Below are 18,636 nucleotides of genomic sequence, written 5' to 3'. Positions count from 1 at the left end.
GGATTAAACTCCCTGTAATCAAAACGCCTTCAATCCGACATCTCTCGAAAGACCTTGAGCGGATAAACCTCTCGTTTGGCTGCTTCATAGCGTCCCATGCCAAGGAAGCGGTTTCTCCCATAGACACGCAGGATACTTTCCTTGGCATCGAAATCTATGTTGCCCGTCGAGAGTCCGTTGACGAAAGCCGTGATGCGATGTTCCGGCATGTCGAAGCGCGGCAGATGCTCGACGGCCTTCTCCGCAGGAAGAAGCGCCGCTTCACCTGAGCGTGCAAGCTCTTCCAAGGAAAAGGCGTCATGCAGATGAAAATTGCCGACGCGCGTGCGCAGCAGGAATCCCATTGTGGCGAGAATCTTTATGCTTTCGCCAAAATCGCGGCAAAAACTACGCACGTAAGTGCCTTTTGAGCAGTCCATATCGAGAACGATGCGTGAAGCATGGAATGCAACAAGGCGCAAAGCATGAATCGTCACTTGCCTCAAGGGCATCTCTACGGTCTGATTTTCGCGTGCAAGCTGATACGCCCTTTTCCCTTGCAGCTTAATTGCTGAATAAACGGGAGGCCGCTGTTGGATGACGCCGAGAAAACCTTGCAAAGAGGCAAGCAGTTCCTCTCGTTTCGGCAATGTGAAGTCTTCCATGCGCTCGAGGATCTTGCCGCTGTCATCGCCCGTGTCTGTAGAAAAACCAAGCAACAATTCCAGCCGGTAAGATTTATCGGTTGAAGACATGTACTCGACAAGCCGCGCGGCGTTGCCAAGAGCGACGGGCAGGACGCCTGCGGCGCCCGGATCAAGGGTTCCCGCATGCCCCACACGCTTCGTATGGAAGATTTTGCGAACCTGTCCTACGACATCATGCGAGGACATGCCCGGAGGCTTCAGCACATTGAGAAAACCCGCTGCCATCACGTTTCCATCGCTTTCTCAAGCGCTTCGAGAATCGTCCTTTTCGCTTCGATAAAATTCATTTTGAGCGTACAGCCGGCCGCTCTCTCGTGTCCGCCGCCGGAAAATGCCGCAGCTACCTTGCTGACGTTCGTTTTCTTGGAACGCATGCTGACGCGGAAAACACCGTCCTCTTTCCACTTCAAGAGAACGGAAACATCCGTGCCCTCGATGACGCGCAAAGAGTCAATCAAGCCTTCTGTGGAATCAAGCGACTCGGCTGCAGCGCGATCGAGAAAGATGCCTGCAAGTTTGCCGCCGAAAAGAAGCTCCGCCCCTTCGAGCGCCTTTGCCATGCCGATTACGCGGACAAACGGCTTCGCTTCAACGGCTTCCGATATGATGCCCGGTTCTGCACCGCGTTCCAAAAGGTCGGCTGCTGCACGCATGGTGAAGGGTGTCGTATTGGGAAAGCGGAAGAATCCCGTATCCGTCGCCAGTCCCGTATAGACTGCCATAGCGATGTCCTTCGTGATTTTTGCATTCATTTCCTGCAGCAACTGATAGATGATTTCTGCCGTTGCCGCGCTGTCCGCGTCGAGATAGACCGCTGGACAAGCAAGAGCATTCGTGACATGATGATCGATATTGAGGATCCGCGTCGGCGAAAAGGCCTCCATCACATCACCTGTTCGATCAATGCTCGTATCGAGAATGAGCAGCAGGTCGATTGGCTCCTTTTCGCCAGTTTCAGCAGCCGTCGGCTTTTCGATGATATCACAGGCATTGAGAAAGGCGAAATTCCTCGGGATGTCGTCATCAATGACGACGCGCACCTGCTTTCCCAGATCGCGCAAATAGTGCATGACACCCAAGGACGATCCGATGGCGTCTCCATCGGGATTGACATGCGCCGTAATGACGATGTTCTGCGCTTCCTGAAGCAATGTGCCGGCTTCTTTTAATGAAATCCGCATAGTTCTCACTCTTCCGTCTTGTCGTTCCTGTTCAATCCCATCAACAGTTCTTGAATATGCGAGCTGTAGGCAAGAGAATCGTCGAGCGCAAAGGAAATCTCCGGCGTAAAGCGCAGTCGTATGCGTTTGCCGATTTCTCGCCGAATGAATCCCAAGGAGCTTTTGAGTCCCTGCAAGGTATCTTTCAAGGCCTCATCTTTTCCCATGATGCTCACAAAAATCTTCGCTTCTCGAAGGTCTCCAGTCATCTCCACTTTCGTCACAGTGACAAAGCCAATGCGCGGATCTTTCAACTCCTGCAGGATAATCTGACTGATTTCCTGCTTCATCAGTTCCTGCACCTTTTCTATGCGAAGCTGGCTCAATTCTTCTCACATCCTTCAAGCATCGTTTTCAGCGGGGGAATCCTTCTTCGTCTGCTCCTGTTGATCGCGTCTCTTTGCAGCTTCTTTGTTCGCTTCCGTGATGGATGTCTCAATCTCTTCCATCGTATACGCCTCGATGATATCGCCTTCCTGGAAATCGCGGTAATCCTTGATTGTAATGCCGCATTCGTAGCCGGCCGCAACTTCTTTCACATCATCTTTAAAGCGGCGCAAAGAATCGAGCTCGCCGTCAAACGCTACGATGTTGTCGCGAAGGATGCGGATCTTCGAGGAATTCGTGATCTTTCCTTCGAGGACATAGGAGCCTGCAACGAGCGCCTTGGAGAATTTCATGACCTGGCGGATTTCCACCTTGCCCTGCACGACTTCCTTATACTTCGGTGCGAGCATGCCAGACATGGCGTCCTTGACATCGTTCAATGCATCGTAAATGACGCGATATGTACGGATATCGATGCTTTCCGCATCCGCCACACGACGGGCGTTGGCGTCAGGACGCACGTTGAATGCGATGATGAGCGCGTTGGAGGCAGTAGCGAGCATGACATCGGACTCATTGACGGCGCCGACGCCGGAATGCACGATATTGACGCGCACTTCGTCGTTCTTATTGAGTGAGAGCAAGGAGTTTGCCAATGCTTCCACAGAACCCTGCACATCGGCCTTGATGACGATGTTGAGATCCTTGATGTTGCCGTCCTGAATCTGCTGGAAGAGGTCATCCAAAGAGACTTTCTTGCTTCGGATGAGCTCGGTGCGCTTCTTTTCGATGCGCTTGCTTGCAATGGAGCGTGCGAGCTTCTCGTCAAGCGATGCGAGCACGTCTCCCGCTTCAGGAACATCGGAAAGACCGAGTACTTCTACGGGGACGGACGGCCCCGCTTTCTTCACATTCTCCCCGCGATCATTGATCATCGCACGCACCTTGCCGAAGGTCGTGCCGGCGATGATGGAATCGCCGATCCGCAGCGTACCGTTCTGCACGAGGACGGTCGCGACTGGACCGCGCCCCTTGTCAAGCTGCGCTTCAATGATGACGCCGCGCGCATCACGATTCGGATTTGCCTTGAGTTCCTTGACCTCAGCGACAAGGAGAACCATTTCAAGGAGATCGTTTATGCCTTGTTTCTGCTTTGCGGAAACAGGCACCATGATGGTATCGCCGCCCCAGTCCTCAGGAATGAGCTCGTGCTCGGACAGCTCCTGCTTCACATGCTCGGGATTCGCTCCGGGCTTGTCGATCTTGTTGATCGCGACGATGATGGGCACGCCCGCCGACTTGGCATGGTTAATGGCCTCGACGGTCTGCGGCATGACGCCGTCGTCTGCGGCGACGACGAGGATCGCGATGTCCGTAACCTGTGCGCCGCGCGCACGCATGGCAGTAAATGCCTCATGGCCAGGCGTATCAAGGAAGACAATCTTCTTCCCTTGGCACATGACCTGATATGCACCAATATGTTGTGTGATGCCGCCCGCCTCGTGCGTCGAGACGGATGTCTTGCGAATGGCATCGAGGAGCGACGTCTTGCCGTGGTCGACATGTCCCATGACGGTTACGACCGGCGGACGAACGACGAGCGACTTGGGATCATCCTCGATCTCGGGAATCTCCGTTGGATCCGTCTCGGGCGGCAATTCCTCACAAGTGACGCCGAATTCGATGGCAACGAGCGCTGCCGTCTCATAGTCGATTTCCTGGTTGATCGTCGCCATGATGCCCATGAGCATGAGCTTCTTGATGACTTCGGTCGCCGTATAGCTCATCTTGCTCGCAAGATCCTTGACAGCAATGCTCTCGCCAACCTTGATGTGCGTCGGATGGGCGATCTCCACTTTGGGAGCTTGCTGCTTCTGGCGTTGGTTGTTGCGGCCGCGATTGTTCTTGTTGCCAAACTTGCCGCGATTGTTGGCGCCGCCGCGATTATTCCAACCGCCCGCATTATTCGCATTGCCGGCACCTGCGGCATTGCCGCTGCGATTTCGATTGTTGCCCTGTGCATTGTTGTTGCGCTGGTTGGCATTGCCGCCGCGCTTGTCCTGCGAAGGTCGCTTCGCTGCGTTGGAGCCGTTTGAGGAGGCCGCTCCCTGTCCGCGTTTCTGCTGAGGTGCGCTGCCTTGACGCGGGCGGTTCGTCGCTGCAGCAGAAGCAGAGCCGTTGCTGCTGCGATTCTGTTTGCGGTCATTCGCGTTCTTTTGTGGTTGGCCTTGGGCTTGCTGTCTCGGCTTATTTTGAGACGCTTTTCTTACTGCATCCGCCACAGGCGCCTTCGGTGCGTCAGAGACGGTCTTCTTAGGTGCAAAAGCGCGTGCAACTACCGCCCGCTCCTCTTCGCCAACACTGCTCATATGGTTTGCCACACGGAATTTATTGCGTGTTAAAATATCAAGGACAACTTTGCTTTCCGTATGGAACTCTTTTGCCAATTCATAAACTCTATACTTCGACATCGATCCACCCCCGCTGATATCAGCTTTCTTTAGACGCCGCTTCATCTTGAAAAATTTCTTTTCTCAGCGTCTCGTATATGGCGGCTTCCATCTTGCTCTTGAAAGCCCGCTCAAAGCCATGCTCCTTTTCCGCACGGCGGAAACATTCTTCGTTTCGGCAAATATATGCTCCCCGTCCAGGGCTTTTGCCTGTCATATCTACGGAATATACATTTTCCGGGCTTCGGACGACACGAATCATATCCTTTTTCGGATGAACCGTACGACAGCCCAAGCACATGCGTTCCGGAATCTTTTTCTGACCTTTCATGTCAGTCGCCCTCAGCCGTAAAGGATTCCTCGCCTGTCACTTCAATGACGCTCATGGACTCATCGAGCGTCTCTGCCGCAGCCTGCTCTTCATTTTTGATATCGATTTTCCAGCCTGTCAGTTTGGCCGCCAAGCGGACGTTCTGTCCTTCCTTGCCGATGGCAAGAGAAAGCTGATAGCCGGGCACCACGACACGCGATTCCTTCGCCTCTTCATTGATTGCCACGGAAATGACTTTTGCAGGGCTCAAGGCGTTCGCGATGAACTTTGCAGGCTCGGGATTCCACTTGACAATATCAATTTTTTCATTTCTCAGCTCATCGACGATCGCCTGCACGCGCATCCCTTTGTGACCGACGCTGGAGCCTACGGGATCGACATTCTCATCCTTGGAATAGACGGCGATCTTTGAGCGCATGCCCGGTTCTCGCGCCACGGACTTGATTTCCACGACACCTTCTTGAATCTCGGGAACTTCAAGCTCAAAAAGCCTCTTCAAAAGCCCTGGATGCGTTCTCGATACGAGCACCCGCGGCCCTTTGACCGTCTTGCAGACCTCGATGATATATGCCTTGATGCGATCGCCGTGGTGGTACTCTTCCCCCGGGATCTGCTCTGTCGCTGTGAGGACAGCTTCCGTTTTGCCGAGGTCGATGAATACATTCTTTGCTTCTACGCGCTGCACACGACCCGTGACGATATCGCCGTCACGATTGGAAAATTCCTCATAGACGATGCCGCGTTCCGCTTCGCGTATATGTTGCACGACGACCTGCTTCGCCGTCTGTGCTGCGATGCGCCCGAACGTTGCAGGAGTCACCTCCAGTTCGATCTTGTCATCAACCTCATAATTGGGATTGATGGCGCGCGCATCTGCAAGAGAAATCTGTCGGGCGTCGTCCTCAACCTCTTCAACGACGGTTTTCGTTGCATAAACATGGTATTTTCCTGTCATGCGATCCAAGGCGACGCGCACTTGTTCGGCAGTCTTGAAGTCTTTTAGGTAAGCAGAACTCAGAGCCGCTTCGATTGCGGCGAAAAGCACCTCGGCTTCCAAGCCCCGTTCCTTGCCCAAAGCATGTACGGCTTCCAAAAAGTCCCCGTCGTTATCCTTCTTCTTTACCTTCTCTTTCCTGCTGGCCAAAGCTCTTCCTCCCAATGCTTAAAAATCTATGTGCAGACGCACCTGTGCTATTTTTTCCAAAGACAATTCTTTTTCCCCATCCAGCACGATGGCATTCTTTCCTGGGTCATATCCTGTAAGCGTTCCCACCCACGTCTTTTTGCCGTCGACAGGCGCATAGAATGTCACATCTACCGCTTTCCCCTGCTCGCGTTCAAAGTCGCGCGCTTTTTTCAAGACGCGGTCGAGTCCTGGAGATGATACTTCGAGGATATACGCCTCCGTCAGCAAATCTTTTTCATCAAGAATCTGCTCAAGCGTTTCGCTGACCCTCTGACAGTCGTCAATCTCAATGCCGCCTTCTTTATCAAGGTAGACGCGCAAATACCAGTCGCGCTCCTTGACATATTCGACATCGACAACTTCCAAATTGGAATCCTGAACGATCTCTTGTACGATAGCCTCAACGGCCTCTTCTATGTGTTTTGCCACAAAAGCCCTCCTCTTTTGCCGCGCATATTGCAGCCCGTTGTGTTAAACGGGCTCTTGTGCATAAGATTAAAGAGTGGGCAAACGCCCACTCTTCATACAAACGACTTAAATTGACTCTTGTCATTTTACCATCAATCGAAAGAAATGTAAACAGTGAAATCTATGCAAACCGGATTTACGTTACGTTACGCTTCCCCCAAGATACGAACTTCGGGAAACAGCTTGACGTGATGCTTTTCAAAGACACGGTCTTGTACTTGCCGGATAAGCTCCAGCACATCCTTCGCCGTAGCATCTCCTGCGTTCACGACGAATCCTGCATGTTTATCAGAAACCTGCGCTCCGCCGACAGTGAAGCCCTTGAGTCCTGTCTGTTCAATCAAAGTTCCCGCATAGTGTCCTTCGGGGCGCTTGAACGTGCTGCCGGCACTTGGCATCTCCAATGGCTGTTTGCTTTCCCTGCGCTTGGTGAAACCGGCGATCTTTTCTTTGATTTCCTCTGCATTGCCTGGCGCAAGAGTCAGGTCAACCTCACAGATTGCACAGCCGTTCTCTTGAAATATGCTGTGACGATAGCCGAAATCCAATTCATTTGCCGCAAACTGCACGATCTCCCCTTTTGGAGAAATCGCGCGAACCGCAGAAACAATGTTCTTCATTTCTCCGTCGTAAGCCCCGGCATTCATAAATACGGCTCCACCTATGCTTCCTGGTATACCACAGGCAAATTCCATGCCGGAAAGACTGTTTTCAGCCGCAAATACCGATACATCACGAAGAAGCGCACCTGCCCCTGCCGTAAGTGTATTCTTCTTCTTCCGAATGGTAGAAATCGGAGAATTAAACTTGATGACGGCTCCGCGAATCCCCTTGTCCAATACGAGCACGTTTGATCCATTGCCAAGAATCACAAAGGGAATGTCATGTCTTTTCAAACATTGGAAAACGAACGCCACATCTTCCATGGATGCAGGCAAGATCAAGCAGTCCGCCGGCCCGCCGATCCGAAATGTCGTATGATCCTTCATCGGTTCATTTAAGAGGATATGCTCTGGTGCCATTCGACTGCGAATCTCGTCAACAAATTTCTGATTGTTTTGCAAATCCATTCAGCCCCATCTCAAAATCGTTTTCTTCTCGTAACTGTAAACAAGATACTTTTCCCATCACGCTTTCCTCAACTTTCATGCCAGTGCCCAGAAGAGTCAAGTCCTGGAAAGCCGATCTGGCGCATGGCTTCATAGGCCACGATGGCAGCGGCGCTCGAAAGATTCAAGGAACGTGCTCCGGGACGCATGGGAATGCGAATGCAGTTTTCCCAGTGCTCTTCAAGCAGAGTTTCAGGAATTCCCGCAGTTTCCTTGCCGAAAACAAGTAGATCATCTTCCGCATAAGATACGGCGTCGTAAGATCGAGGCGCTTTTTTTGAGCAGTAATAAAATTGCCGGCCAGCAAAAAGACGCAGAACCTCGGAGAAATTTTCGTGATAATGCACCTTCACCAAGTGCCAATAGTCGAGTCCCGCACGCTTCAGATACTTGTCCTCGACCGAGAATCCCAACGGTTTGACGAGATGCAATTCTATGCCACTGACAGCGCAAAGACGTGCGATATTTCCCGTGTTGCCGGGGATCTCCGGCTCAATCAAAACGATATGCAAGAATGCCTCCCGTGCTTATTGCAGAACAGCGCCCGTGCTCGCCGATGTCGTGAGTTTGGCGTAGCGAGCGAGGTAGCCTGTCTTAATCTTCGGTTCCGGCTTCTTCCATGCTGCCTTGCGCCGCGCAAGTTCCTCATCACTGACTTCCAAGCGCAGCGAGCGATTGGGGATGTCAATCGAGATGATGTCACCGTCCTCAATGAGCGCAATGGGACCGCCCGCCATGGCTTCAGGCGAGATATGCCCGATGCAGGCTCCCTGGCTCGCCCCACTGAAACGTCCGTCCGTGATGAGTGCCACCTTCAGCCCCATGCCTGTGATGACGGCCGTCGGATTCAGCATCTCTTGCATGCCGGGGCCTCCCTTCGGGCCTTCGTAGCGTATGACGACGACATCACCGTCATGAATCTCACCCGCCATGATGGCGTTGACGCCGGCCTCTTCCGAGGAAAAACATTTCGCCGTTCCCTTATAGACGAGCATATCTTCAGCCACAGCTGACGCTTTGACAACAGCGTAGTCCGGTGCCAGATTTCCCTGCAAAATCGCAAGGCCTCCCTGCTTGCGGTAAGGGTCATCGACCGTGCGGATGACATCGGGGCGCACGATCTTCGCATTCTTGATGCGCTCTGCCACCGTGCCCGTGACGGTCAAAGCGTCGAGATGAATGAGTCCCTTGCGCGAAAGCTCCTTCATGACGGCGGGCAAGCCGCCAGCCTCATTGAGATCCTGCATGTGATGCTTCCCTGCTGGACTGAGCTTCGTCAGATACGGCGTGCGGCGGCTGATTTCGTCGAAGAGCGGCGCTGGAAGCTCTATACCAGCCTCATGGGCAATGGCAGTCAGGTGAAGCACGGTGTTCGAAGAGCCTCCCACGCCCATATCCACCGTGATGGCATTTTCAAAGGCCTCGCGCGTCATGATGTCACGCGGCTTCACATCGTTTTTGATGAGTTCCATGATGACGGCGCCGGCACGTTTCGCCAAGAGTCTGCGCGCTCCCGTATAAGCCGCGGGAATCGTGCCATTGCCCGGCAGCCCCATGCCAAGAACTTCCGTCAAACTGTTCATCGTGTTTGCCGTAAAAAGTCCGGCACAGGAACCGCAGCTTGGACATGCCTGCTCTTCGAGCTCTTCCATGACGCTTTCGTCGATGAGTCCTGCGGCAAATTTGCCCGCCGCTTCAAAAGACTGGCTGACACTGACATCCTGTCCGTGGAAGCGTCCCGCGAGCATCGGTCCGCCGCTGACGACGATCGCCGGAATATTCAAGCGTGCCGCCGCCATCAACATGCCGGGCACGACTTTGTCGCAGTTTGGAATGAGCACGAGTCCGTCAAAGCCCGATGCCATTGCCACGGACTCGATGGAGTCGGCGATAAGTTCGCGGCTGGCGAGCGAATACTTCATTCCCGTATGCCCCATGGCAATGCCGTCGCAAACACCGATGGCAGGAAACTCCAGCGGCGTACCGCCAGCGGCAGCCACACCGAGCTTCGCCGCAGCCGCAATCTCACGCAAGTGGATATGCCCGGGAATCACCTCATTAAATGAGTTGCAAATGCCAATCAGCGGCTTCTGCAAATCCTCAGGACCATAGCCCATCGCATGGAACAAGGATCGATGCGCACAGCGCGTCGCCCCTTTTTTTACAACATCACTTCTCATAAGTATCCCGCCTATCTATAAAAAACACAATTCTTCACGAAACATACCCTAGATTTTATCGCAATTCGCCTTTACATTCAAGAAGTTTATCGAGACTTAGAACTCAATTCCTTTCTGCGCACGTATGCCCTTCTGAAACGGATGCTTTATGAGCCTCATTTCCGTCACAAGATCGGCGCAGTCGATGATGGCAGGCAAGGCGTTCCTCCCCGTCAATACAAGATGAAGATCCGTGGGCTTTTGCGATAAAAGTTCCAATACTTCCTGCTCTTCGAGCAAACCGAATTTCAAGGCATAATTGATTTCATCGAGGATGATCATGTCCCATTGTCCACTCGTCATTTCTGTCAAGGCTTCCTGCAGTGCCGTCTGAGCTTTTTCCCTGTGTACCGCCATTTCTTCTGAAGAAGCGTTCCTTGTAAATCCTATGCCCGTCGGACGGATTTCTATGCGCCCGTCGATTTCGGCAAGAGCCTTGAGCGCGGAAAGTTCGCCATACTTCCAGCTTCCCTTGATAAATTGCAGAATCAGAATGCGAAAGCCATCCCCCCAAGCGCGCACAGCAAGACCGATTGCCGCCGTCGTCTTCCCTTTTCCCTCACCCGTGTGCACGAGAACAAGTCCTTTTCTTTTCATCACAGATCTCCTTTAACGCATAAGTTTTTTCTCGTCTGTCTATTCCACAAAGTAAAAACATGGTATACTAATACTTTAGTTATTATTATAACCTTTATTTTCTTTTTGTGGTGCTGTTATGAAAAAATTTCTTTTGTTTACCTTCGTCATCTTATTCTTTACCTTTCTCTGTATTTTCTTGACGGAGAAAACCGATGTGCTCGGCCTGCGCAACATACCGTTCGACCCAATTTTTGAAAACAAGGGCGACCATGTCGTGATTTCATGGAAAAGGCTTCCCTATCCATGCTTCTACCGAATCGAAGCGCTTTCCAAGACGACGGGACTTGTTGAAGGTGAGCCGGAATATCATGCCTTCGAGTCTGAGTTGACCTTCAAGGCTTCCTACGAGATGCCCGCGACGCCGATTTCCATGTATTACCGCATCACGGCATTCGGGATGTTCGGGCAGCTCACACCTCCTTCCAATGTTGTTGAAAATCCAAATTTCAAAGAGCCGCTGCGGCCGCGTCCCATCTTCGAATACACGAAAGATCATCCGGCAAGCCGCAAGCCTTTCCTCGTCTGGCACAGCATTCCCGGAGCCGTCTGCTACGAACTGGAAATTCTCTCGGACAAGCCCGATGCCGAAGGCGGTACAGCAATGTCGCGCAAGAATCATCTTTACAGTACGAAGCAGATATTTACAAATGGCTATCAGGTCGATCTTACACCTTTTGTAAATGGCGAGACGGGCATCTTGTATTGGCGTGTGCGCGCGCTTGGCTTCCACCATGAAACGATTGGCGAATTTTCCGAGGCTGAGCCGATTTATATCAAGGCCGATGAACCGCTGCCAACGAAACCCTTGATCAACAACTTCGATCAAATGCCAAATGCGACAGAACCTGTTTATCCCGTTTATCAATGGATACCTCTGAACGGCTGTGAGAATTATGAAGTTGAGCTTATGGTCACTCCTCCTGCATCCGACGAAAACAACAATACGCAGCCTGCCAAAAATCGTCAATGGGCGCAAAAGGTTGAAGGTGCCTTCAGCTGTTATGATGAATACCCGCGTCCCTATGCCGGAGAATATTATTGGCGCGTGCGTGCGATTGACGCAAATGGCAATACGATCGGCACATATTCGGACGTGGAGAAATTTACCGTAAAAGAAAAAAACAGTCGCATTTTTGCCGCCGCTTTCGGCGACAGCATTACACATGGTGGCGGAGCTTTGTCATTTTCTCCCATTGACCTTGAGTATAGTTTTACAACCTACCTTGATTTTCCCACTGTCAACATTGGGCGAAGCGGTGATACGGCGCATACGTCGATGCTCCGTTTTGAGAAAGACGTTCTATATTTCCATCCCTACAACCTTTTGATACTCACAGGATCGAATAGTCTGCGAGCCGAAGAAATCAGCGCCGAACAAATCATCTCTGATCTCGACGCTATCAAAAAGAAGTGTGAGGCGAACGACATTCGACCGATCTTCCTCACGCTCATGCCCATCAACCCGAAGAATATCCGCAGCGCATTCCATGCGGATACTGATCCTCTGTGGCAGCAAAAACTTGCACGAGTCAATGCTTATATTCGCAGTCAGAAGTATTACGTCGATCTGGAACCTTACTTCTATGATGCGAATCATGCTGTTATGGCGCCGGAGCTTTCCGTAGACGGCCTTCACCCCGATATTCGCGGCAAAATGCTCATGGCGGAAATCATCAACCGTCGGCGAGATTTACTGCGACAATAAGGAACGCCCCATGGTCACGCGACGACCATGGGGCGTTCCTTAATGAAATTGCTCGGATATGTGAATACGGGCGACTGAATTTATGAGTGCTTCCTTTGTTGTCGACAAGAAAAGCGCTCTAACTGATTTTTCTCAAAGCCGCTTCGGCTTCCTCCGAGGATACAAGGATTTCGCGCGGCTTGCTGCCGAGACTCGGTCCGATGATTTTCATCTCTTCCATCGTGTCAATCAGGCGGGCGGCGCGTGTGTAGCCGATGCGGAAACGTCTCTGTATGCTTGATGTCGATGCCTGCCCGGAACTCATGACAAGCTCGATCGCATCGCCGAGAAGTTCATCAATCTTTTCCTTCGCTGCATCCTTCTTACCGTCATCGGCTTCCATGGCGGCATTTTCCGTGTACTCAATAATCTCCTGATTTTCTTCCATCTGTTGCCCTTGTCCTCGGATGAAGTCGAGAAGCCTCTCCACTTCTTCATCGCTGACGAAAGCACCCTGCACGCGCTGCGGTTTTGCCGATCCGACGGGATAAAAGAGCATATCGCCCTTTCCAAGCAGCTTTTCAGCGCCGCTCATATCCAAAATCGTACGCGAGTCAATCTGCGAGGACACGGCAAACGATATGCGTGACGGAATATTCGCCTTGATGATGCCCGTGATGACATCGACGGACGGGCGCTGCGTTGCAAGCACGAGATGGATGCCCGCTGCGCGCGCTTTCTGTGCAAGGCGGCAGATGGCATCTTCCACGTCGTGCGGTGCGACCATCATGAGGTCGGCAAGCTCATCAATGATGATGACGATGGCGGGCATTTTCTCTTCGGGTTTTGCCGCATTGAAGCGTTCCATATCGCGTACGCCGGTCTCGGCAAATTTGGCATAGCGCTTTTCCATCTCCTGCACCGACCAATTCAGGACGGAGGCCGCCTTTTTTGCGTCCGTGACAACGGGAACCATCAGATGTGGTATGCCATTGTAGTTGGAAAGCTCAACCATCTTGGGATCTATGAGGATGAACTTCACTTCATCCGGCCTCGCTTTGAAGAGAACGCTCGTGATGAGCGTGTTGATGCAGACCGATTTGCCTGATCCAGTGGCGCCGGCGACGAGAAGATGCGGCATCTTGGCGAGATCGGCAAAGATGCCTTGTCCTGCAATATCGACGCCCAAGCCGACCGTGAGTTTCGACTTGGCCGTCGCAAAGGCAGGCTTTTCCAAGACTTCACGCAGACGGATACCCTCAAGCTCCTTGTTCGGCACCTCGATGCCGATGGCGGCTTTTCCCGGTATAGGCTCTATGCGCACGGAAAATGCCGCAAGACTCAGAGCCAGATCGTCTGCCAGATTTGTGATCTTGCTGACCTTGACGCCAGGCGCCGGCTCAAGCTCATAGCGCGTAACAGCAGGTCCGTGGCATGCATTGATGATCTTCGCCTTGACCTTGAAGTTTTCCAAGGTCTGCGCCAGAGTCTGTGCGTTTTCGGCAATTTCCCGCTCCAGCGCGAAGTTCTTCTTCTTGACTTCAGATGCGAGTATTTCTTCCACTTTTGGCAGCTCATACGGCCTTTCCGTCGGCTGTGTCGCTTCTTCACGCGGCTTTGTCTCTGAGACAGCAGCCGGCATGGTCAAAGACGACGGTGTTGTCACGGATGGTGCTGCAAGGGTTTCCTGCGGCAAGGTCGCCGTCATGGACTGTGTGGAGACTGTCGGTTGCATCATGGCGAGGCGCTTGTCCTGCACCTCCATTGCCATGGGTACGTCTTTTGGCAAAGGAACGACATCAAAGTCGTCGGGGATTTCTGGCGGTGGTTCTGCGATGATTTCCGCTTGTTCTTCCGTTTCATTCGAGGCATATTCAATGGAAAAGGACGGCAGCTCTTCTGCTGTTTTTTCTTTTTCTGCTTCCTCTTCCTGTTCTGTTTCTACCAATAATTCGTTCTGATCGCATGTCTCGCCGAAAGCAAAAGATGCCGTCCCTTCCCCTGTGGCAGGAGGCTCAAGAGCCGTCAGAAAATCTCTTTCCTCCTGCGTTTGCGGCGTGACAGATGCTTCCTGTGCAGCAAAGGATGGAAAAGATGTCGGCTGTACATCTTCTCCCGGAGCGACATTTTTTGCTTCTGCTGCAAACGCCTGTTCAAAGGCTTCGTCTTTATCTTGATTGTAAAACGAGCTTTTGATTCTTCCGCGCACATGTTCTTCAAAGATATTTTCAGCCTGTGTTACCTTCTGCTGGGCGACGGAGAGCGTATCCTTCGCTTTGACGATTCCTGCTTTCGCCTGCCGTTTCGTGCGCAGCATCCCAAGGGCAAGCGACCATGTCGTAGAGAGCAGGATGGCGACAACCGTACCCGTGCACAAGAGGATGATGGCTCCCGTCGCACCGAAAAACTTGCGGATGAAGAAGAGCAGGCCGCCGCCTAGAAGACCGCCTGCATTCGGCAGATATTCGGGCAGGATTTCCGCCCCTACAGGTACGAGGAAATGATGGAGGATGGCAAGTAAAGAAACGAAGAGCCCAATGAGGCCGAAAAAGTGCGTGGAATAAACAATACCCCGATGCTTCGTCACATACTGCGTGCCTATGAGCAGTATGACGCCGGAAGCGACCCAAGCGCCTAAACCGAAAAGATACCGAAGGAATTTAGCGAAATAAAGACCGATGAAACCAACGTTCCAATCAAGCAGTCCCCCGATGGATATGAGGCCTGCGGCAAGAAGAAGTAGACCGATGATCTCATAGCGTCTGCCCTTAGGTGCAGTTGTCGTCATCGGCTCTTTTTTGTTTTTCGTGCGGGATCTCCTCTTGCTGTTCCCTCTATCGCTATTGGAACCTTTCTTTTTCAAAACGACATCACCTATCTAAAATCACAGCAGCCCGTGAAGGGCTGCTGTAAAAATCAAAACGACCTGCCTACAGAGGATATGCTTCTGCAGATAAATCAATGTGCAAGAAGATGCTCGACGCGGCGCTTCGTTTCAAACAGAATACGCTCTTCATCAAGCGTCAGGAGCTCGCGTTTCTCCATGAGAATGCGGCCGTCGACGATGACCGTATCGACCGAAGAGACATTGGCAGAATAGACGAGCAGCGATACGGGATCGTGACGTGGCACCCATGCGGGACTCGTCATATCGAAGAGGACGATGTCCGCTTTATAGCCCTCTTGCAAGAGCCCTACATCGGAAAGACCGACAGCCTTTGCCCCGTACGCCGTCCCCATGCGCAGCGCTTCTCCTGCGGGCACAGCCTCGGGGTCATAGCTCGCCACCTTGTGCAGCATAGCGGCGAGATTGACTTCCTCAAGCATGTCGAGGTTGTTATTGCTCGACGCGCCGTCCGTACCGAGAGCAACGCAGACGCCTTCCGCAAGAAGGCGCTGCACGGGAGCGATGCCACTCGCGAGCTTCATGTTGCTGCCGGGATTGTGCGCGACACGGATGCCGTACTTCTTGATGATGGAAATATCTTCGTCGTCAAGATGCACGCAGTGCGCCGCCAATGTGCCGTTGTCGAAAAGACCTGTGGAGGCGACGTGTGCAAAGGGACGCTTGCCGTATTGTTTGAGGCAGTCCTCCACCTCGCCATTCGTTTCTGACATGTGGATGTGGATTTCCGCTCCAAGCGACTTTGCCGCCTCTGCGACCTTGTGCAGATAATCGGGCGGGCACGTATAGAGCGCGTGCGGCCCGAACATCACGGTGATACGCCCATCGGCTTTTTGATGCCAATTTTTGAAGAGCGTCACATTTTCTGCAAGCTTTTCGTCTGCATCGGGCACCACACCGATCAGACCGCGCGAAAGAACGGCACGAAGCCCTGATTCCTCTACGACTTCGGCGACCTTTTCCATATCAGGCCCGTACATGTCGGCAAAGGTCGTCGTGCCTCCCTGTATCATCTCGACAGCGGCGAGCATCGCGCCCCAATAGATGTCTTCGTTGCGCATCTTCGCCTCGATCGGCCAGATCTTTTGCTGCAGCCAATCCATGAGCTTCATATCGTCCGCATAGCTTCGAAGAAGCGTCATAGATGCATGCGTATGGGCGTTGATAAAGCCTGGAACAGCGAGCCTGTCCGTTGCGTCAATCGTTCGCTCCGGCTGCCACGAAGCGGGGATTTCTCCGACTGCTGCAATCTTATTTCCCTCGACTGCGATATTTCCTTCCCGCACGCTGCCGTCCGGATGAAGAACATGCGCATTGGAAATCAATATTTTCATATCGTGCACCTCTCTCAAGCAAGTCCGAGATAGGCCTTCTGCTCGTCCGTCAGATGGTCAATGGCTACGCCCGAAGCCTTGAGCTTGAGTTCGGCAATCTTCGTATTGATTTCGTTCGGCATCAGGTAGACCTTGTTTTCAAGTTCTGCATGATGATTGAGAATATGAAGCGCGGAGAAGAACTGTACGCCGAAGGAGAGATCCATGATCTCCGCCGGATGTCCGTCGCCTGCTGCGAGGTTCACGAGGCGGCCTTCGGCAAGAAGATATAGCTTCCTGCCGTCCTTTTGCTTGAATTCCTCGATATTCTTGCGCACGGTACGACGCGATACGGAGATTTTCTCAAGCTCGGGGATGTTGATTTCCACATCGAAGTGACCGGAGTTCGCCATCATAGCGCCGTCTTTCATGACCTCATAGTGATGCTTGCGAATGACATCCTTATCGCCCGTCAAGGTCAGGAAGATGTCGCCAATGCGCGCCGCCTCGTCCATAGGCATGACACGGAAGCCATCGAACACAGCTTCGATCGCCTTGATGGGATCGACCTCCGTGATGACGACATTCGCCCCGAGACCCTGAGCACGCATGGCGCCGCCTTTGCCGCACCAGCCGTAACCGGCAATGACAACGGTTTTGCCCGTGATGCAGAGGTTCGTCGTGCGCATGATGCCATCCCACGTTGACTGCCCCGTTCCATAGCGGTTGTCAAACAGATACTTGCAGTAGGCGTCGTTCGCCGCAATCATCGGGAACTCAAGTTTGCCCGCACGGGCGAGAGAATGCAGACGATGCACGCCCGTCGTCGTTTCCTCCGAACCGCCGAGGATGTTCGGCAGAAGTTCGCGGCGCTTCGTATGCAGAATATTCACGAGGTCGCCGCCGTCGTCGATGATGATGTCAGGCTTAAGGTCAAGCGCCTTGTCGATGTAATCCTCATACTCTTCGTCCGTGCAGCCGTGCGTCGCAAAGACATGAAGCCCATCTTCGACGAGCGCTGCCGCGATGTCATCCTGCGTGGACAACGGATTGCTGCCCGTGATGGCAACCTCTGCGCCGGCGTTCTTCATGATCAACGCCAAATACGCTGTCTTTGCTTCAAGATGCAGCGTGATAACGATCTTCTTGCCTGCAAAGGGCTTCGTCACGGAAAATTCCTTGTTGACGGCTTCCATGACAGGCATGAAGTTCTTGACCCAGTTGATTTTGTCATGACCCGACGGCGCGAGTTTGATGTCTTTGATCATTGATTCCATGTGCGTTGCTCCTCCTAAAAATCGTTTCCTGCAAAGCGGCAATTTCAGCGTAGCAGTTTCTCCAAATAGAGGTAATCCGTCAGATCGGTCTGAAGCGGCGTGACGGAGATGTAGCCGCGCTCTGCGGCAGCGATGTCCGTTGCATCGCTGTTTCCCTCGTCGAGAATCTCCCCGCCGAGAAAATAGCATTCCTTCCCGTCCACATCTTCCATCCTTTGAAATGCATTGATGTAATCGCGGCGGCCAAGCTGCGTGAATACGAACTGCGGACCATTTTCGCCGAATTTTTTGGGGAAATTTACATTATAGAAGTTCACTTTTCCCTCTTCGTAAAAGAGAGAAAAAAGATTCTCCTCCATAAGTCCGGCAGCTGTATCATACGAGATTTCGGACTTCATGTCGAGGGATACGGCCGTCGCTGTGATTCCATGCAGATACGCTTCCATCGCAGCGTTGGCTGTGCCGGAATAAAGCACATCCGTGCCCAGATTCGCTCCGTGATTGATGCCGGAGATTACATACTCCGGATATATATCGGAAGAAATCGCTTCAAGGTAAAGTTTCACGCAGTCCGCCGGCGTACCCTCAATCCGATATGCCGCCACGCCGTATCGCTCTTCCAAAGGGCGATACCGATCGAGACGGATGTACTTCTTGACCGTGATTGCATGGGACATGCCGCTTTGCTCAAAGGCCGGGGCAGCCACAACGACCGTATGGTGCGGCGAGAGCACGCGCACGAGCGCCTCTATTCCGGCAGCTTCTATACCGTCGTCATTCGTCAATAGTATACGCAATACATCCGTCCTCTCTATCGTTCAT

At 52.6% G+C, this 18,636-nt stretch carries 16 protein-coding genes; 1 reads left to right on the top strand and 15 read right to left on the bottom strand.

Translation table 11 applies throughout. The features are described 5' to 3' along the window. Positions 1-29: 29 nt before the first annotated feature. The 11 genes from truB to cobO form a co-directional block, all read right to left on the bottom strand. Positions 30-911 (bottom strand): tRNA pseudouridine(55) synthase TruB, encoded by an 882-nt coding sequence (truB, locus tag OL236_RS05005; RefSeq protein ID WP_265071567.1) that lies wholly within the window; start codon positions 909-911, stop codon positions 30-32. After that, positions 911-1,867, bottom strand: a complete 957-nt coding sequence (locus tag OL236_RS05000; protein WP_265071566.1) for a DHH family phosphoesterase — start codon at positions 1,865-1,867, stop codon at positions 911-913. Before OL236_RS05000 ends, truB begins: the two co-directional genes overlap by 1 nt. 5 nt (positions 1,868-1,872) lie before the next feature. After that, complete coding sequence (gene rbfA, locus OL236_RS04995) at positions 1,873-2,232, bottom strand: 30S ribosome-binding factor RbfA (RefSeq protein ID WP_265071565.1); 360 nt, start codon at positions 2,230-2,232, stop codon at positions 1,873-1,875. Positions 2,233-2,247: 15 nt separating this feature from the next. Beyond that, complete coding sequence (infB, locus tag OL236_RS04990; protein WP_265071564.1) at positions 2,248-4,704, bottom strand: translation initiation factor IF-2; 2,457 nt, start codon at positions 4,702-4,704, stop codon at positions 2,248-2,250. Positions 4,705-4,723: 19 nt separating this feature from the next. Then, the gene (gene rnpM, locus OL236_RS04985) at positions 4,724-5,014 is read right to left on the bottom strand and encodes an RNase P modulator RnpM (RefSeq protein WP_265071563.1); all 291 of its coding nucleotides are present in this window, start codon (positions 5,012-5,014) and stop codon (positions 4,724-4,726) included. Between the two features lies 1 nt (position 5,015). Next, a complete protein-coding gene (gene nusA, locus OL236_RS04980; protein ID WP_265071562.1) occupies positions 5,016-6,158 on the bottom strand; it encodes a transcription termination factor NusA in 1,143 nt (380 codons plus the stop codon). 18 nt (positions 6,159-6,176) lie between these two features. Continuing rightward, a complete protein-coding gene (rimP, locus tag OL236_RS04975; RefSeq protein ID WP_265071561.1) occupies positions 6,177-6,629 on the bottom strand; it encodes a ribosome maturation factor RimP in 453 nt (150 codons plus the stop codon). Positions 6,630-6,814: 185 nt separating this feature from the next. Continuing rightward, entirely contained in the window at positions 6,815-7,738 is a 924-nt protein-coding gene (murB, locus tag OL236_RS04970; protein ID WP_265071560.1) for a UDP-N-acetylmuramate dehydrogenase, read from the bottom strand. A 68-nt stretch (positions 7,739-7,806) separates the two neighbouring features. Further along, positions 7,807-8,289, bottom strand: coding sequence for a tRNA (cytidine(34)-2'-O)-methyltransferase (locus OL236_RS04965; RefSeq protein ID WP_265071559.1), 483 nt, complete (start codon positions 8,287-8,289; stop codon positions 7,807-7,809). A 15-nt stretch (positions 8,290-8,304) separates the two neighbouring features. Beyond that, positions 8,305-9,957 carry a dihydroxy-acid dehydratase gene (ilvD, locus tag OL236_RS04960; protein WP_009645953.1) on the bottom strand — a complete coding sequence of 551 codons (1,653 nt, stop codon included), beginning with the start codon at positions 9,955-9,957 and terminating at the stop codon, positions 8,305-8,307. A gap of 96 nt (positions 9,958-10,053) precedes the next feature. Beyond that, positions 10,054-10,593, bottom strand: a complete 540-nt coding sequence (cobO, locus tag OL236_RS04955; RefSeq protein WP_265071558.1) for a cob(I)yrinic acid a,c-diamide adenosyltransferase — start codon at positions 10,591-10,593, stop codon at positions 10,054-10,056. Between the two features lie 118 nt (positions 10,594-10,711). Here cobO and OL236_RS04950 point away from each other — a divergent pair, with 118 nt between their 5' ends. Next, positions 10,712-12,340 (top strand): SGNH/GDSL hydrolase family protein, encoded by a 1,629-nt coding sequence (locus OL236_RS04950; protein ID WP_265071557.1) that lies wholly within the window; start codon positions 10,712-10,714, stop codon positions 12,338-12,340. 118 nt (positions 12,341-12,458) lie between these two features. On the opposite strand, the gene OL236_RS04945 is transcribed toward OL236_RS04950, so the two are convergent. From OL236_RS04945 to surE, 4 genes are all read right to left on the bottom strand, one after another. Then, the gene (locus OL236_RS04945; RefSeq protein WP_265071556.1) at positions 12,459-15,107 is read right to left on the bottom strand and encodes an FtsK/SpoIIIE family DNA translocase; all 2,649 of its coding nucleotides are present in this window, start codon (positions 15,105-15,107) and stop codon (positions 12,459-12,461) included. Between the two features lie 170 nt (positions 15,108-15,277). Next, positions 15,278-16,558, bottom strand: coding sequence for an amidohydrolase (locus OL236_RS04940; RefSeq protein WP_265071555.1), 1,281 nt, complete (start codon positions 16,556-16,558; stop codon positions 15,278-15,280). A gap of 14 nt (positions 16,559-16,572) precedes the next feature. Continuing rightward, complete coding sequence (locus OL236_RS04935; protein WP_265071554.1) at positions 16,573-17,814, bottom strand: adenosylhomocysteinase; 1,242 nt, start codon at positions 17,812-17,814, stop codon at positions 16,573-16,575. Positions 17,815-17,858: 44 nt separating this feature from the next. Then, the gene (gene surE / locus OL236_RS04930) at positions 17,859-18,611 is read right to left on the bottom strand and encodes a 5'/3'-nucleotidase SurE (RefSeq protein ID WP_265071553.1); all 753 of its coding nucleotides are present in this window, start codon (positions 18,609-18,611) and stop codon (positions 17,859-17,861) included. Positions 18,612-18,636: the final 25 nt, after the last annotated feature.

This window comes from Selenomonas sputigena, from assembly GCF_026015965.1.
GTDB lineage: Bacteria > Bacillota > Negativicutes > Selenomonadales > Selenomonadaceae > Selenomonas.
This window is presented reverse-complemented; position numbering and strand designations above follow the sequence as displayed.

Coding starts and splice junctions, on each gene's coding strand:
- murB (WP_265071560.1), bottom strand. CDS start 7,738: ATGGATTTGCAAAACAATCAGAAATTTGTTGACGAGATTCGCAGTCGA.
- OL236_RS04940 (WP_265071555.1), bottom strand. CDS start 16,558: ATGAAAATATTGATTTCCAATGCGCATGTTCTTCATCCGGACGGCAGC.
- cobO (WP_265071558.1), bottom strand. CDS start 10,593: ATGAAAAGAAAAGGACTTGTTCTCGTGCACACGGGTGAGGGAAAAGGG.
- OL236_RS04945 (WP_265071556.1), bottom strand. CDS start 15,107: ATGACGACAACTGCACCTAAGGGCAGACGCTATGAGATCATCGGTCTA.
- OL236_RS05000 (WP_265071566.1), bottom strand. CDS start 1,867: ATGCGGATTTCATTAAAAGAAGCCGGCACATTGCTTCAGGAAGCGCAG.
- infB (WP_265071564.1), bottom strand. CDS start 4,704: ATGTCGAAGTATAGAGTTTATGAATTGGCAAAAGAGTTCCATACGGAA.
- truB (WP_265071567.1), bottom strand. CDS start 911: ATGGCAGCGGGTTTTCTCAATGTGCTGAAGCCTCCGGGCATGTCCTCG.
- ilvD (WP_009645953.1), bottom strand. CDS start 9,957: ATGAGAAGTGATGTTGTAAAAAAAGGGGCGACGCGCTGTGCGCATCGA.
- OL236_RS04935 (WP_265071554.1), bottom strand. CDS start 17,814: ATGGAATCAATGATCAAAGACATCAAACTCGCGCCGTCGGGTCATGAC.
- OL236_RS04950 (WP_265071557.1), top strand. CDS start 10,712: ATGAAAAAATTTCTTTTGTTTACCTTCGTCATCTTATTCTTTACCTTT.
- rnpM (WP_265071563.1), bottom strand. CDS start 5,014: ATGAAAGGTCAGAAAAAGATTCCGGAACGCATGTGCTTGGGCTGTCGT.